Source organism: Bacillus sp. FSL M7-0307 (genome assembly GCF_038627835.1).
Lineage (GTDB): Bacteria > Bacillota > Bacilli > Bacillales > Bacillaceae > Bacillus > Bacillus altitudinis.
In genome coordinates this window covers 1,562,018-1,577,160 of sequence record NZ_CP152023.1, presented here as the reverse complement: position 1 = coordinate 1,577,160, position 15,143 = coordinate 1,562,018, and the positions used below count along the sequence as shown (strand labels likewise).

Below are 15,143 nucleotides of genomic sequence, written 5' to 3'. Positions count from 1 at the left end.
TCACGCCCTCTCTTTTTTCATGGAGCTTATAATTGCATGTGCGATGTCATCCACATGCCTTGTTTCATGTGCAAGGCCTGCTTTAATGACTGATTTAGGCATTCCGAAAACAACACATGATTCTTCTTTTTCTGCAATGACTTTTGTATGACCGCTTGCGACCATTTTTTTGACACCTTCTGTGCCGTCACTACCCATTCCTGTCATAATGACAGCGATTTTCTCGTAACCTTTTATGTTGCTGATGGATTCAAATAAATAGTTAACAGAAGGTTTGTGACGGCTGTCAGTGTCTTCTGGGGACAGCCTGATCACTAAAGCTGCCCCTTGTTCATGAAGTGACATATTCAATCCACCAGGAGCTATGTAAGCCACTCCATTTTTAGCGATGTCTCCATCTTGAGCTTCTTTGATCGTAATTTGTGATAAATGATCTAATCTAGTAGCCAGCGATGCCGTAAATCCTGCCGGCATATGCTGCACAATCAAAATCGGCGCCTCTATGTCTTTTGGCAACTTCGTGACGACTCGTTGAAGCGCCCTAGGCCCTCCCGTAGAAGTTCCGATTGAAATAATCTTTCGGAGTGATGAGCCGCTTCTTACTTCTTGCAGGCGGGGAGCGGCCGCTGGAATTGGACTTGGCGGCTTCATGAACGGCTTAGGAGAAACTTGTTTCTCAGTACGTTTTCTAGACAGGCCTGCCGCAAGTACCCGCTCTACAATTTGACCTCTTACTTTGTGTAAATCGAGCGAAATACTTCCTGAAGGCTTTGTCACAAAGTCAAAAGCACCGAGTTCTAAGCAATGGATGGTTAATTCCTTCCCTTGCTTCGTCTGGCTTGACACCATAATCACAGCAAGGTCGTGTTCAGCCAGAATTTGTTTTAATGCTTCTGTTCCATTTAGAACAGGCATTTCCACATCAAGTGTGACAACATCTGGATTCAATTCCTTAATCCGTTTTAAGGCATCTTCTCCATTTCTCGCCGTTCCGACGACTTCAATTTCTTGCTCGGCACTTAGGAAATCACTGATGAGTTTTCTCATAAAAGCCGAGTCATCTACTACAAGCACTCTAATCATGAGTCCACCTTCCTCCTTTTAAAAAAAGAGGACAACTTATCTATAAACGTATGCTGCTCTCTCTGTGCCTCTCTTATCTGCTGATGATAAAGTGTTTCAGCCAGCATTTTAATGGTTTTACTTAGCCTTGAATGAGGCTGTTTCATATAAAATGGTATTTGTTCAGTGACTGCTTTAGGAACAGCAGGATCATCAGGTACCGCACCAGCAAACACAAGCTTTCGGTGTAGAAATGACGTCACTACTCCCGCTAATTTCCGGTACGTTTCAGATCCTTCCGAAGGGGTTTTACACCGGTTGACAATGATTTGAACAGACTGTTCAAACTGATGAATGGCTAAGTGCTTAATTGCGCTGTAGGCATCCATGATGGATGTTGGTTCTGGCGTTGTCACAACGACCACCTCACCTGCCGATAAGACAAAAGGGAGTTGATCTTTTGACAATCCTGCACCCATATCAAAGAATATACAATCAAAGTCATTCAATATTTTCTCCATCTCTTCTAAAAAGAACGACCATTGATCTTTGTCTAAAGAAAACAGCTGTTCAAGCCCGCTTCCGCCAGAAATGTAATACAAATTGTCCGTTCCTTTTGTCATAGCCGCTTGGAAGGATTTTTTTCTAACAAGCACGTCTAATATAGAGCTGGTCGATGTTTTCCCTAGTAAAATATCAATATTCCCCATGCCAAAGTCGAGATCAATAATGAGCACTTGCTTGCCTGTTTTTGCGATAGACAGTGCCATATTCAGCGTCAAATTCGATTTACCTACCCCGCCTTTACCGCTCATGACAGCAATGGTTTTCGCCTGTCCATTCGCATGAAGAGAGTTCGGTACAATCAGTTGATTCTGCTGAACAAGCTTTCTTAAACCTTCGGCTTGGTCAGGCTTCATCATTGTAAGACCATCCTTGTCAAATCAAGGGGGGAACTCTCAAGAATATCCTCAGGCACATTTTGGCCATTTGTTAAAAACCCTAGCCCGATTTGAGATTCTGCAATGATTTGAAAGATCGTTCCCACCGTGTCTGTTTCATCAACTTTTGTGAAAATAAATTGATCGATTGGAACAGGTTCAAAGCGTTTGACCATGGCTTTCATATCTTGATATTTCGATGTCGCACTCATGACGAGAAAACTTTGAAAGCTTTCATCAAATGGAATGATATCTGTCAGCTCTTTGATGTACGCCTCTTCTTTAAAGTTACGGCCTGCTGTATCGATGAAAATATGATCATAGTCTTTAAAGGTCTGCTGTGCTTTCACAAAGTCCTCTCTTGAATAACAAACTTCAAGAGGTGCATTCAGCAGTTCAGCATATGTTTTTAGTTGTTCAATCGCTGCAATCCGGTACGTATCTGTTGTGATAAAAGCAATTTTCTTTTGCTGCTGAATAGCCGTTTTCGCAGCCAACTTTGCAATCGTTGTCGTTTTACCAGCACCAGTTGAACCAAACAGCACAATGTATTTCGAACGAATCATCGGCTCATCAGAAGTGTGAGCCGGCAGCATCCCTGTGAGTAGTTTTTCAAGTTCTTTTTCAATCTGCTCTTCTTTCACAGCACCTTTTGTTAAAAGACCCTTTAAGCATTCATCTCGAATCTCATCATCAAGACCTTGATCTTTTAGCTTTTGATCAATCTTCATGAGAGAATCCGGCAAGATCCCAGCATGTCGCTCGTTTCTTGCATATTCTAAAGGCTGAGAATGAGAAGGCGCTGCTTTAACTGCTTGAGTGGCAGCCGGCAGCTCTTGCGTAAGATGTTGAATCTGCTCCTTTTTCGGTAACACCGGGATAGGCGCAGCTGCTGGTTGTAATCCTTTACCGGCTCTTTCTTCAAAATCTTGATCCAGCACTGCAATCACTTCGACCATTTGCTGTTTCTTTAAACCGAACAGCTTTCGTTTGACAACGGTTTTCGAATTTAATATGACGGCATCCTTCCCAAGCTGCTGCCTGATTTGGATCGTTGCCTCCTGCATAGAATTCGCTGTGATTTTTTTCATTTTCATTAGATATCCACCACTCCGATGCTCTGTACTTCCACATTTGCTTCTAGTTCGTTATAAGATAGTACCGGTAAATCTGGGAAATATCTTTCTAACAACTGTTTGACGTACATTCTTATAGGAGGTGAGCATAATAGAACCGGCGTTTCCTGACGAAGCGAAAGCTGTTCAATTTCTCTCGCCACTGATTGAATCACACTTTCAGAGGATTCTGGATCTAACGATAAGTAGTTCCCATGCTCCGTTTGCTGCACGCTGTCTGCAATCACCTTTTCGACTCGGCCTGAGCATGTCACGACTTTCAGTGATTCATTTTCTCTTGCATACTGTGCAGTAATCTGTCTTGCAAGTGCCTGTCTAACATACTCTGTTAGCAAGTCTGTATCAGTTGTTAATTTTCCGTAGTCTGCAAGGGTCTCAAAAATGGTCACAAGGTTTCGAATGGAGACCTTTTCTTTCAGAAGTTTTGCAAGTACTTTTTGGATATCCCCGACTGCTAGTGGATTCGGTGTTACCTCATCTACTAGAACTGGATAACTTTCTTTCAGATGATCGATTAATTGCTTCGTTTCTTGGCGTCCAAGCAGTTCGTGGGTATTTTGTCTAATCTTCTCTGTGATGTGGGTAGACACAACAGATGCTGGATCGACCACTGTATACCCAAGCATTTCAGCCTGATCTTTTTCTGCTTCTGATATCCATTTTGCCGGCAGACCAAAGGATGGTTCGATTGTTTCAATTCCTTCAATCGGATCATCATCAGGCGTTGGGGACATCGCTAAGTAATGATCAAGCAGCAGCTCTCCTTTTGCCACTTCGTTCCCTTTTATTTTGAGCCTGTATTCATTCGGGTTCAGCGCAATGTTGTCTCGAATACGGACAACTGGAATGACAAGACCTAGTTCAAGAGCAAGCTGCCTTCTGATCATGACAATCCGGTCTAGCAGGTCTCCGCCTTGATTGGCATCTGCAAGTGGAATCAACCCGTAGCCAAATTCAAATTCAATGGCATCCATTTGCAGGAGATGAATGACACTTTCTGGACTTTTCATCTCTTCTACCTCTGCCTGTTCTTCCAGTACTTCTTCAATCTCTTCTTGATCCTGTTTGTTTTTCGACATCATGTACGCACCGAGTGCAAGTAAACCTGCGATCGGCCCTGTCAAAAGTACGCCAATTGGCGTAAACAATCCAAGCAGGAAGATCGTACCTGCTGTGACGTAAAGCATGGCAGGGAAGGCAAAGAGCTGACCCGTAATGTCTGAACCAAGGTTTCCGTTAGAAGCCGCTCTCGTGACAACAATCCCTGTCGCTGTTGAGATGAGAAGTGCAGGGATTTGCGACACAATTCCGTCCCCTACTGTTAAAAGAGTAAAGTGGGAAGCTGATTCTTGAATCGACATTCCTTGCTGAATCATCCCAATAATGATGCCAAAAATAATATTGATAATAACGATGATAATACCTGCGATGGCATCCCCTTTAACGAACTTACTTGCACCATCCATCGCACCATAAAAGTCTGCTTCTCTTGCTACTTTTTCACGGCGGTTTCTAGCTTCACTCTCTGTCAGCATTCCTGCATTCAAATCTGCGTCAATACTCATCTGTTTACCTGGCATCGCGTCGAGTGTAAATCTGGCCGCAACCTCTGATACACGCTCTGCCCCTTTGGTGATGACAACAAACTGAATGATGATCAGAATAAGGAAGACAACCAGACCAACGAGTATATTGCCCCCAACAACAAATGATCCAAACGTTTCTACAACCTTACCAGCATCTCCAGTTGATAAAATAGAACGGGTTGTAGAGATGTTAAGCCCTAAACGAAACAGTGTTAAGAGCAAAAGTAACGATGGAAAAATGGAAAATTGCAGTGGTTCTTGCATGTTCATTGTGGTGAGAAGCACGATAAGCGCAAGAGAAATATTAATAATGATTAAAATACTTAATAGGACGGGCGGAAACGGTATGACCAGCATCGCCACGATTAAAATAACACTGAATAAAACAGATAAATCTCTTGCTGACATGCCTGTTCTCTCCTTTTAAAACCAAAAATTCATAAAATCTTTTGTTTCGTTTTATATACGTAAGCCAAAATTTCTGCGATCGCCTTAAAATATTCTTCAGGCACCGCTTGGTTGATATCCACTTGATCGTAGAGGGCGCGGGCGAGCGGCCGGTTCTCTACAGTCATGACATCATGTTCTTTCGCAATTGTTCTAATTTTCAAAGCCAAAATATCCGTTCCCTTTGCCACAACAAACGGCGCGTCCATCTTTTCTTCGTCATATTTCAAGGCAATTGCGTAGTGGGTCGGGTTTGTAATGATGACGTCCGCTTTTGGGACTTCCTGCATCATCCGTCTCATGGCCATTTCCCTTTGCCGCTGTTTAATTTTTGATTTTATGAGCGGGTCACCCTCTGATTTTTTATACTCATCTTTGATGTCTTGTTTAGACATCCGTAAGTTTTTTTCATAATCAAATTTCTGATACATGTAGTCAAGCCCAGCTAAGATGAGAAGAGCACCTGCTGCATATAGACCCATAATCAAGGTCATATTTGCCACGAAATGAAGGGTTTCCTCTGCAGTGAGTAGAGGGAGCCGCAAGATTTCGTCAAAGTGCATCCATAGAGCGATAAATGTCGCAAAGCCAACAAAACCAATTTTTAAAATGGATTTTAATAGCTCAACGAGTGCTCGAATACTGTATATTCGTTTAAACCCTTTGATTGGATCAAGCTTTTCTAATTTGGGCTTGATCACTTCAGTTGAAAAGAGAAACCCAACTTGTAAATAGTTACTGATGATCCCTGCCAGCATCCCAACACCAAGAATTGGCATGAGGAGGAGACCTGTCTCTTGAAGCAATTCCAAGAATAACTGGTGAATATTAGATGTGCTAACCTTCATTAGCATCGTTGTTGAATAAAAACGTTCAATGAGCGCAATAATACGCTCTTTCATAAAAGGCCCAATAAAAAAGAATGATAAAAAGATTAGTAGAAATGAGATGGCTGTATTGACGTCGGTACTTTTGGCAACCTGCCCTTTTTTACGTGAATCCCGTCTCTTTTTCGGTGTTGCTTTTTCTGTTTTTTCACCTGCGAAAAATTGCAAGTCGAGTCTAAGTCTTGTCGTCATGACGAACCACCGACCAATGCTAAGAAATTCCTCATGGTGAGCACAATCGTTTCAAATGTATTTTGGACGACCCCGAAGATAACACCCATACAAATGATGATCATAATAAAACTCACGCCCATTTTAATGGGAAGTCCAACGACAAATACGTTCATTTGCGGAACTGTACGTGCCACAATTCCTAATGCCAAATCGACTAAAAACAAACTAGCCACAACAGGTGCTGAGATTTGAAAGGCTATGATGAACATTTGGTTGAAGCTCTTTGCAATAAAGTAAGCAAAGGATTCACTACCGAAGTTCAGTGCATACTGATCAACTTGAATATATTGAAAACTGTAATAGATTCCATCAAGCAGCAAATGATGTGCATTTGTTGCCAGCATCAGCAGCAAGGTCACCGTATAAAAAAACTGCCCCATCAGCGGCGTTTGCGCCCCTGTTTGTGGATCAATAATATTGGCGATCGCAAAGCCCATTTGAAAATCGATGAATGAGCCGGCAATTTGAACTGCGGACACCATGATATATGCAATCAGTCCAAGAAGAAGTCCGACCATTGCTTCTTTCACGGCAAGCATCATGTAAAGACCGTCGATATCGAGTGCTGGCGGTTCTTTAATGGTGCTAAAACTAATGACAGCCAAAAACAGTGAAAAACCAACTCTGTGAACTGCTGGTATCGTTCGATGCGCTAATAGCGGCACTGTCACAAAAAAAGCGGTGATCCGAATGAAAACGAGAAGAAAGGCAGGAAATAATTCTATGATTGACATCTCTGATTAACCTGCAAATCGATCTAAATTCGAGAACAGCTCTGTTGTAAATGACACAATTGTTGAAAGCATCCACGGACCAAACACAACAAGTCCAATTAGCACTGCAACAATTTTTGGAATGAACGCAAGCGTCTGTTCTTGGATTTGGGTTGTCGCCTGAAACACACTGACAATTAGTCCCACGATTAGTGCGAGCGCAAGAAGCGGCCCGCTGACAAGTAAAACAACATACACTGATCTTTCAGCCATCGTAATGACAAATTCTGAACTCATGTTTTAAGCACCTACTCTAAAAGCTTTGCAGCAAAGATTTAACAATCAAATACCATCCATCAACTAATACAAATAACAATATTTTGAAAGGGAGCGATATCATAACCGGCGGAAGCATCATCATCCCCATCGACATCAGGACACTTGCGACCACCATGTCAATAATTAAAAATGGAATAAAGATCATGAAACCAATTTGAAATGCCGTCTTTAATTCTGAAATTGCAAAAGCTGGTACCATCGCCGTTAAGGGAATATCTTTAATTGATTCAGGGGTATCCATTTTTGCGTAACTAAGAAATAAAGCCAAATCTTTCTGTCTCGTATGTTTACTCATAAACTCTTTAATTGGCACTTCGGCTTTTTCATAGGCCTGATTTAACGTAATATCATCATTTAACAGCGGCGTGAGTGCCTCTTTATTAATCTCTGAGAACGTGGGTGCCATAATAAAAAATGTGAGAAACAAAGCAAGTCCTACAAGCACTTGGTTTGGCGGCATTGAGTTGGTTGCAAGTGATGTTCTAACAAACGAAAGAACAATCACAATCCGTGTAAAACAGGTCATTAAAATAAGAATGCCTGGTGCAACTGAAAATACAGTTAACAATAAAAGAAGACGGACAGATGTGCTAATATTCCCTGCGCCACTGGAATTAAATAAATCGATAAACTCATTCATTTTGTTTCGGGCCTTTCTTTCTGACTTCTGATTGGGTCTTTTTCAATTCGGCTAGCTGCGCCTTTAAATTGGCTGAAAAAGAAGAAGTGGTCGGCTGATCGTGTTTCTTCACTTGCGATGTTAATTTTTGCATCATTTTCGGTAAGTCAGTCTTACTTTCCATCGCTTCTTCGTATTGTTTCACAATCGCTTCGCATTCTTGTTCATCATCGATTTCTTTTAGCAGCTGGATTGAGTCTGCTACGCCGACAACTAATACTCGTTTGCCCACTTTGATCAGCTGAACTGAACGATTTTGACCAACCGTCGTTCCGCCAATATTTTCAACATAGCGAAATGGCTTGAGTAAGCGGTTTTGCTTTCCAACAAATCTCACCAATCCGTAAATGAGCAGGATGACAAAAAGTAAGGCACCAATCATTTTGACAAAATCCATAATGGAGACAGAAGAAGAGGGAACTTCTTCTGCCGGATTCGTTTGATTGTCAGTGGTTTTCTTTTCTGTATCCTTTTTGCTTTCTTTCTCATCTTTGAGCCAGTCATTCACCGTGCCATTTTCAGGATCTTTTGTTTCAGCAAACAGTGAGGCGGGCTGCGCTGTCAAGAAAAGCATAAAACTGATCATTGCTATACATATCAAACGTTTTTTCAACAAGTCTTACACCCTTTTTTAGCCTAACGTTTTATTAATTGCTTCAAGTACACGGTCTGCCTGGAATGGCTTCACGATAAAGTCTTTTGCACCTGCTTGGATGGCATCAATAACCATTGATTGTTGTCCCATCGCTGAGCACATAATGATTTTTGCCGAAGCATCGATTTGTTTAATTTCTTTTAATGCTGTGATCCCGTCCATTTCTGGCATTGTGATATCCATTGTGACTAGATCAGGAGATGTTTCTTTATATTTTTCAACAGCTTGTGCGCCGTTTTCTGCTTCTCCTACTACATCAAATCCATTTTTTACAAGAATATCCTTAATCATCATTCTCATGAATGCTGCATCATCTACGATTAATACCTTAGTAGCCATTTACTTATTCTCTCCCTATATGTTTGTTTATTTTAAATTAGAAAGTCTTTCAGACTGACTTAAAATGTCAGTCACACGTACACCAAAGTTCTCATCAATGACAACAACTTCTCCTTTGGCGACGATTCGTTTGTTGACCAGAATGTCGACTGGCTCACCTGCAAGTTTGTCCAGTTCAATGATACTTCCAGCGGAAAGTTCAAGTACTTCTTTCACACTGCGCTGCGTTCTTCCAAGCTCCACTGTAATGGAAAGTGGAATATCCATCAGCATATCAAGATTACCGAGCTGACTTGTTGTATGCTGAGGCTCACTAAATGCCTCAAATTCAACTGGCGCCACATTGACAGGTTCTGCCGGCTTTGGCTTCGCCTGTCTTTTCGGCGGTGCCGATTGCTGCATAGGAGCAGATTGTGCTTGCGGAGCAGCCTGCTGTGGTTCAGGTGCACTCTGAGGTGCTTCTTGAACCGGCTCTTCTTCCGCTGGGTCTGTTAATTCTGCAATCAAATCTTTCGCAAACGTAATAGGGTAAAGCTGCATAATATTTGAATCTATGAGTTCACCTATCGTTAATCTAAAGGACACTTTGACAAGCATCTCTTCAGCTGGAATGCGGTCTGTGCCTTCTCCTTCTTTCACATCAAGCAGCTCAACGCGAGGCGGAGAAATATCAATCTTTTTATTAAAGACTGTTGACATGGACGTCGCTGCTGAACCCATCATTTGGTTCATCGCTTCTTGTACTGCACTTAAGTGAATTTCACTTAACGACGGGTCAGCATTTGTTCCATCTCCGCCCATCATTAAATCCGCAATGACTGCCGCATCGGTTTGCTGGATGACAAGCAGGTTACTAGCGCTGAAGCCTTCCGTATAATTCACTTCAATTGCGACATACGGATGAGGAAATTCCTCATTCAGCTTGCTTTTTTGAATCACTGTGACAGTTGGAGTTGTAATCTCCACTTTTTGACTTAATAGGGTTGAAAGTGCTGTTGCAGAGCTTCCAAATGATATATTTCCGATTTCCCCAATGGCATCTTGTTCCATTGCAGAAAGGAGTGTATCAGGCTCTATATCGTCATTGCTGCCTCCTTTAAGGAGCGCATCGATTTCATCTTGTGATAATTTACTTCCGTTATTCTCCATCTTCTTCACCTCTTATGTCGTGATCTAGAATTTGAATCGCCTGTTTCCGATTCACGCGGCCGGCCTGTCCCAAGAATTTCGGTTTATTTCCGACCATAACAGTAAGAGGCGCATTTACTGGTTTGTCCAAGGCAATACAATCACCAATTTCCAAATTCAAAAACTCTTCCACCGTCATTTCCGATTGTCCAAGCTCTGCGACTACCGGTATTTTCGCCGTCATAATCCGTTTTTCAATGGCCTTTGTTTCTTCTTGTTTCGGTTCATTTCGTTCCGATTGCATCCAGTAGTGTACAGACAGCTTCGGAATAATAGGCTCTAATACTACGTGAGGAATACAGAGATTAATAACCCCGCTTACCTCACCAATTTGTGTATTAAGAGAAATGACGACAACTGTTTCGTTTGGTGACACCATTTGAACAAACTGGGGATTTACCTCGAAATCTGCCATTTCTGGCTCGATGTCGGTTATGGACTGCCACGCTTCTCTGTAGTTTTCCAAAGCTCCCTCAAACATGTTTGAGATAATCTTTGTTTCGATTTCTGTCAGTGATTCTGTCTTATTATGACTAATGCCAATCCCACCCATCAGCCTATCCATCATGGCATAGCCAATCGTTGGGTTCACTTCAAGCATGATTCTTCCTTCAAGCGGGCTGACGTAAAATAAGTTTAATAATGTCATATTAGGAATCGAACGAATAAATTCTTCATATGGCACTTGGTCAACCGAGCTGACAGAAATTTGAATATATGATCTTAGCTGCGCTGAAAAGTGTGTGGTAAGCAGTCTAGCGAAGTTATCATGAATTCTTGTTAAACTTCGAATCTGGTCTTTTGAAAAGCGCAGTGCACGTTTAAAGTCATACACTTTCACTTTTTTCGTCGTTTCTTCTTTTTTCAGCTCTTCTGCATCCATTTCGCCTGTTGATATGGCGGATAATAATGCATCGATCTCATTCTGGGAAAGCACTTCTCCTGACATTTCTTCACCTCCATCGTGTCAATTAATCGCCTCTATTGCAGATTAAAGGAGGTTATATAAACTTCTTTCACCTTGCCATCTTGCAAATAGTTATTCACTTTGTTTTTGACCTGTGTTTTAAAATGTTCTCTGCCTTTTTTGCCATCAAGTTCATCTGCATTCGTGTCTGATAAAATGTCGATCACAGCATCCTTCACTTGGAAGCTTCTTTTTTCAAGCTCTTCTTTGGCTTTTTCTGAATCTGTTTCAATATTTAGTACAAGTTTGACCGCATTTCCTTCAGATTTTAAATTGGTCACAATCTCAGGAATTTCAACAGAAGCTTTTACGACTTCATCTGCTGTTGGCTCTTTTTCTGCTTTTGCTTCGTCTGACCCATTCACCAGAAAGACAATACCTGCTCCAATTCCGACGATAGCAATAATCATGATTAGCATTACTACGACTAATTTCTTCTTCATTCAAACTCCTCTATTCCTTGATTCAATGAAATGACTTGGATTTTTCTATAGAAAGAAATGATTTTCTCCTGAAGCTGCTCTTCATCTTCTTTCACAACGAATTTCTTTCCATTGGCGAGTGTAATGGTCGTGTCTGGAAAGCTTTCGATTTGCTCGATATGGAGAGCGTTGAGCATAAATCCTTTGCCATTTAATCTTGTCACTTCAATCATATTAAGCAGAGAAGCGATAAACCGCTCCCCCTACCTCCTATCGTTTCAGATTCACAAGTTCTTGCAGAATTTCATCAGATGTTGTGATCGTCTTTGCATTCGATTGGAATCCACGCTGTGCGATAATCATTTCTGTAAACTCGTCTGTTAAATCAACGTTTGACATTTCAAGTTTACCTGTTTGGACGACGCCCGTTCCTTGTTCACCTGGTACGATTGGATTACTTGGAGCACCTGAGCTTAACGTTTGGCGGTAAAGGTTGTCACCAACTTTGTCTAGCCCTCCTGCGTTACGGAAAGATACGAGTGATATTTGACCAACGGTTCTTGATACATTGTTTTCAACAACCGAAATCGTTCCATCTGGACCAACACTTACACTTGAAACACCGTCTGGAATCGTTATCTTTTGTCCATTCATTCCAAGTAGATAATTTCCATCAGGGGTGACTAAGCTTCCCTCTGAATCAGTGTCGAAATTTCCTGTTCTTGTATAAAGAACTTCTCCTTGAACTTCAATACGGAAAAACCCATCTCCATTGATATAGAAGTCGTAAGGTTCATTTGTATTTTGAGAAGATCCCGCTGACATGATTTTATCGATTGAAGATAAAGATGACCCTAAACCAATTTGCTTTGAGTTGATTGAACCAGAGTTGTTCGTTGGCCCACCAGAACTTCCAATGGTTTGGCTGACCATATCTTTAAAAGTGATACGGCTTTTTTTGTATCCGTGTGTGTTGACGTTGGCTACGTTGTTGGCTACAACATCTAATTTTGATTGGAAGTTTTTCATTCCACTAATTCCTGAGTAAAGTGAGCGTAACATTTATTTTCCTCCTCGATTTGCTTACGATTTTTCTCCAACAGTTGTAACGTCCCAAGGGCTGATTTTCGTTCCATCTTCTAAATATAGGAAGTATTCATTGTTTATGTTTTTCACAGACTTCACAGTGCCAGATATGTCTTTATCATCTTGTTTACCCGCTACTTCTTTACCAATCCAGCCTACATATGTCGTAAATGGATCTTGGTGTGCAACAAATGTAGACATGATCTGATTCATTTTGGTGATTGATTCATTCATATTCATTTGCTGTTCTAAAGAAGAAAATGTTGCAAGCTGTGTGACAAACTCACGGTCATCAATCGGGTTTGTCGGATCTTGGTTTTGAAGCTGCGTAAGCAAGATTTTCAAGAACTGATCTCGGCCAAGTGTATCTGTTTTCTTTGCTGCGTTTGAAGAAGTGTCCGCTTGTGCGGCTGTTCTATTCGTCGCATCAACAGTTGCCATTAGATCTCCTCCTCTTCTTCTTCTGATCCAACAAGCGCATCTAGTACATCTTGGAATTCAGCTTCCTGTTCATCAGGCTGCTGGAAACTTTGTCCTTTTGATGGCTGCTGCTTGCCTTCCTCATTAAATTGTCCAAAAGACGGCTGCTCATTTGACTGAAGCGGTATATGGAAACGGTCAACTTGAACCGACATATTCGGTAGCGCCTGCTTGAGTTGCGGCAGATGATGCTCTAACAGCTCTTTAGCTGCTTGCGTTGAAGCTGTAATTTTACTCGCATACATCCCGTTTTGTTTCGTTAGCTGGATGGTAATAAACCCGAGATTTTCTGGATTTAATCGTACGGTAAACCGTCCGCTTGAATTGCCAAATGGTGTGAACTTCATTTGTTTCCACGTATTTAAAATCTGCTGATCAACCGTGCCTGGCTTTTCGTCAGTTGTTTGCGTCTGCTGCATAGGAGCAGCTGATTGCAGTTGGAAAAACTGTTTATGCCCTGGAAGCAGCGTATGGGTGATTGTTTTTTCAGAAGCAGGTGCCGCAGTGCCTTGACCTTTGATGACTTCTTTTTTCATGAGCCATTCAAGTGAGGCAGCACCTTTTGCTGGAGATGAGAAGGAAGATTCTTGCCTTGGAGCAACCATTTCTTTTAACTCTCCTAAGGAAATTTTCCACTCTTTATCTGACCCTTTCGCATTCGCCATCATATGATCGATTAACTGATTAAAGTGTTTCAGCTCGCTTTGCGACATATTATTCAGCTTAGGTGCCGATCCTTGCGAGAAGAACTGCTCTTTTACTTGTTGAATGAGCTTTTCATCTGCTCCGTTTTTCGTTAGAAACTTGATAAAATCTTCACCTTTTGCTTGAATATCCTGTACAAGTTTTGCATCAAAGCTCACCGGCTGCTGATTCAGTATTTGATATAAGAAAAAGTGGACTTGTATGAGCTGTTCACTATGTTCAGCAACTGGCTTCTCATCCTGATCACCATAGATAACCGATTCCATCTTTTGAAATAGCTCTTCAAGTGACTTTAAGTCAGCCCCTTCAAGCTTTTGACCTTGCAGCGCCTGAAGTGCCGCAAGAAGATCTCCATCTATTCCTTCTTCAGGTGATTGCATCCATTTTTCAATGATTTGCATCGCATCATTCATGGATAGAGTGGTTTCCGCTGGCTGAGAAATAGCTGGACCACTTTGAATACCTGCGCCATTTAACAATTGTTTAAACAGGCCGCGAGCAGATACTGCCCCCTCTCCCTTTAGTCCCGAGAGACCTTGGGAAGATTGCTGTAAGGCTCCAATGTCCAATAGCTTCACTTATTGTCCACCCCCATTTTCACTTTCTTCTTTTTTGGCAAGCTCCTTCGTGAACGTTGCTGCCTTCTGAGGTGTCAGTTTTGCTAATATGTCCGTCAGCTTATTTTTACTCAGCTCTTCAAGGATCTTCAAAGCTTCTTTATCACTTAGCTCTGATAAAATTTTGGCAGATTTCCCTGCATCCATGCTTTCATAAATGCTGGCGACCTTTCCTTTTGATTGCTGATTAGAAGATGCTGACGAATCAGAGGAAGATCCTGATGCGTTATTACTTGATGATGTACTGTTTGATGAACTGTCACTTGCTGACGTGTTCTCTTTATCAGATGTTTTTTCAAGTGAATTGATTTTTTGATTCAATCGTTTAATCTCTTCATCACTTGTCTTCAAGTCTTTTTGAGCAATTTCAAGTTCATTCTCTTGTTCTTTAATCGTCTTTTTCAACGCTTTCAACTCTGTATCACGTTGATCGTTATTTGAAGATGACGTTTTTGATGTGTCATCTGATCCAACCAAGCTGCTAATCCCCGGAATGTTTTGGAGCGGTTTCTTTAGATCATAACCCGCCATATAAAGGATTGTGCCCGTCACGATCACAAGCACAACCAATGGGATAATGACAATAAACAAGATCCATTGAAATTTACCGCCGCCACTTGATTCCTTTGTTTTTTCCTTCTTAGGCATTCATCTCGACTC

The 15,143-nt window shown here is 41.6% G+C and carries 18 protein-coding genes; all 18 read right to left on the bottom strand.

From position 1 onward, the window contains the following. The 18 genes from MHI41_RS08040 to MHI41_RS07955 are packed head-to-tail and all read right to left on the bottom strand — an operon-like array spanning position 1 to position 15,131. The gene (locus MHI41_RS08040; protein WP_008344775.1) at positions 1-1,083 is read right to left on the bottom strand and encodes a chemotaxis response regulator protein-glutamate methylesterase; all 1,083 of its coding nucleotides are present in this window, start codon (positions 1,081-1,083) and stop codon (positions 1-3) included. Next, on the bottom strand, positions 1,080-1,985 hold the full coding sequence (locus tag MHI41_RS08035; protein ID WP_017367251.1) for a MinD/ParA family protein: 906 nt from the start codon (positions 1,983-1,985) through the stop codon (positions 1,080-1,082). Before MHI41_RS08035 ends, MHI41_RS08040 begins: the two co-directional genes overlap by 4 nt. Further along, complete coding sequence (gene flhF / locus MHI41_RS08030) at positions 1,982-3,100, bottom strand: flagellar biosynthesis protein FlhF (RefSeq protein ID WP_342494689.1); 1,119 nt, start codon at positions 3,098-3,100, stop codon at positions 1,982-1,984. Before flhF ends, MHI41_RS08035 begins: the two co-directional genes overlap by 4 nt. After that, the gene (flhA, locus tag MHI41_RS08025; RefSeq protein ID WP_007499573.1) at positions 3,100-5,133 is read right to left on the bottom strand and encodes a flagellar biosynthesis protein FlhA; all 2,034 of its coding nucleotides are present in this window, start codon (positions 5,131-5,133) and stop codon (positions 3,100-3,102) included. Before flhA ends, flhF begins: the two co-directional genes overlap by 1 nt. 29 nt (positions 5,134-5,162) lie before the next feature. Then, positions 5,163-6,251, bottom strand: a complete 1,089-nt coding sequence (gene flhB, locus MHI41_RS08020; RefSeq protein ID WP_007499576.1) for a flagellar biosynthesis protein FlhB — start codon at positions 6,249-6,251, stop codon at positions 5,163-5,165. Beyond that, positions 6,248-7,027, bottom strand: a complete 780-nt coding sequence (fliR, locus tag MHI41_RS08015; protein ID WP_007499578.1) for a flagellar biosynthetic protein FliR — start codon at positions 7,025-7,027, stop codon at positions 6,248-6,250. The genes flhB and fliR overlap by 4 nt, the downstream gene beginning before the upstream one ends. A gap of 6 nt (positions 7,028-7,033) precedes the next feature. Next, positions 7,034-7,303 carry a flagellar biosynthesis protein FliQ gene (fliQ, locus tag MHI41_RS08010; RefSeq protein WP_003211206.1) on the bottom strand — a complete coding sequence of 90 codons (270 nt, stop codon included), beginning with the start codon at positions 7,301-7,303 and terminating at the stop codon, positions 7,034-7,036. Between the two features lie 16 nt (positions 7,304-7,319). Next, positions 7,320-7,985 carry a flagellar type III secretion system pore protein FliP gene (gene fliP / locus MHI41_RS08005; RefSeq protein WP_007499580.1) on the bottom strand — a complete coding sequence of 222 codons (666 nt, stop codon included), beginning with the start codon at positions 7,983-7,985 and terminating at the stop codon, positions 7,320-7,322. Continuing rightward, complete coding sequence (gene fliZ / locus MHI41_RS08000) at positions 7,978-8,637, bottom strand: flagella biosynthesis regulatory protein FliZ (protein ID WP_024720357.1); 660 nt, start codon at positions 8,635-8,637, stop codon at positions 7,978-7,980. The genes fliP and fliZ overlap by 8 nt, the downstream gene beginning before the upstream one ends. An 18-nt stretch (positions 8,638-8,655) precedes the next feature. Then, positions 8,656-9,018, bottom strand: a complete 363-nt coding sequence (locus MHI41_RS07995; protein WP_007499584.1) for a response regulator — start codon at positions 9,016-9,018, stop codon at positions 8,656-8,658. A gap of 27 nt (positions 9,019-9,045) precedes the next feature. Then, the gene (gene fliY, locus MHI41_RS07990; RefSeq protein ID WP_007499588.1) at positions 9,046-10,167 is read right to left on the bottom strand and encodes a flagellar motor switch phosphatase FliY; all 1,122 of its coding nucleotides are present in this window, start codon (positions 10,165-10,167) and stop codon (positions 9,046-9,048) included. Then, positions 10,157-11,155 (bottom strand): flagellar motor switch protein FliM, encoded by a 999-nt coding sequence (fliM, locus tag MHI41_RS07985; protein ID WP_008354483.1) that lies wholly within the window; start codon positions 11,153-11,155, stop codon positions 10,157-10,159. The genes fliY and fliM overlap by 11 nt, the downstream gene beginning before the upstream one ends. A 32-nt stretch (positions 11,156-11,187) precedes the next feature. Next, entirely contained in the window at positions 11,188-11,616 is a 429-nt protein-coding gene (fliL, locus tag MHI41_RS07980) for a flagellar basal body-associated protein FliL (RefSeq protein ID WP_007499592.1), read from the bottom strand. Beyond that, positions 11,613-11,828 (bottom strand): flagellar FlbD family protein, encoded by a 216-nt coding sequence (locus MHI41_RS07975; protein ID WP_008344794.1) that lies wholly within the window; start codon positions 11,826-11,828, stop codon positions 11,613-11,615. Before MHI41_RS07975 ends, fliL begins: the two co-directional genes overlap by 4 nt. 37 nt (positions 11,829-11,865) lie before the next feature. Then, positions 11,866-12,657: a flagellar basal body rod protein FlgG gene (gene flgG / locus MHI41_RS07970; protein ID WP_017359086.1), complete on the bottom strand. Its 792-nt coding sequence runs from the start codon at positions 12,655-12,657 to the stop codon at positions 11,866-11,868. 21 nt (positions 12,658-12,678) lie between these two features. Further along, positions 12,679-13,122, bottom strand: coding sequence for a flagellar hook assembly protein FlgD (flgD, locus tag MHI41_RS07965; protein ID WP_017359087.1), 444 nt, complete (start codon positions 13,120-13,122; stop codon positions 12,679-12,681). Next, on the bottom strand, positions 13,122-14,444 hold the full coding sequence (locus tag MHI41_RS07960; protein WP_224559763.1) for a flagellar hook-length control protein FliK: 1,323 nt from the start codon (positions 14,442-14,444) through the stop codon (positions 13,122-13,124). The genes flgD and MHI41_RS07960 overlap by 1 nt, the downstream gene beginning before the upstream one ends. Then, entirely contained in the window at positions 14,445-15,131 is a 687-nt protein-coding gene (locus tag MHI41_RS07955) for a MotE family protein (RefSeq protein ID WP_017359089.1), read from the bottom strand. Between the last annotated feature and the right edge of the window lie 12 nt (positions 15,132-15,143).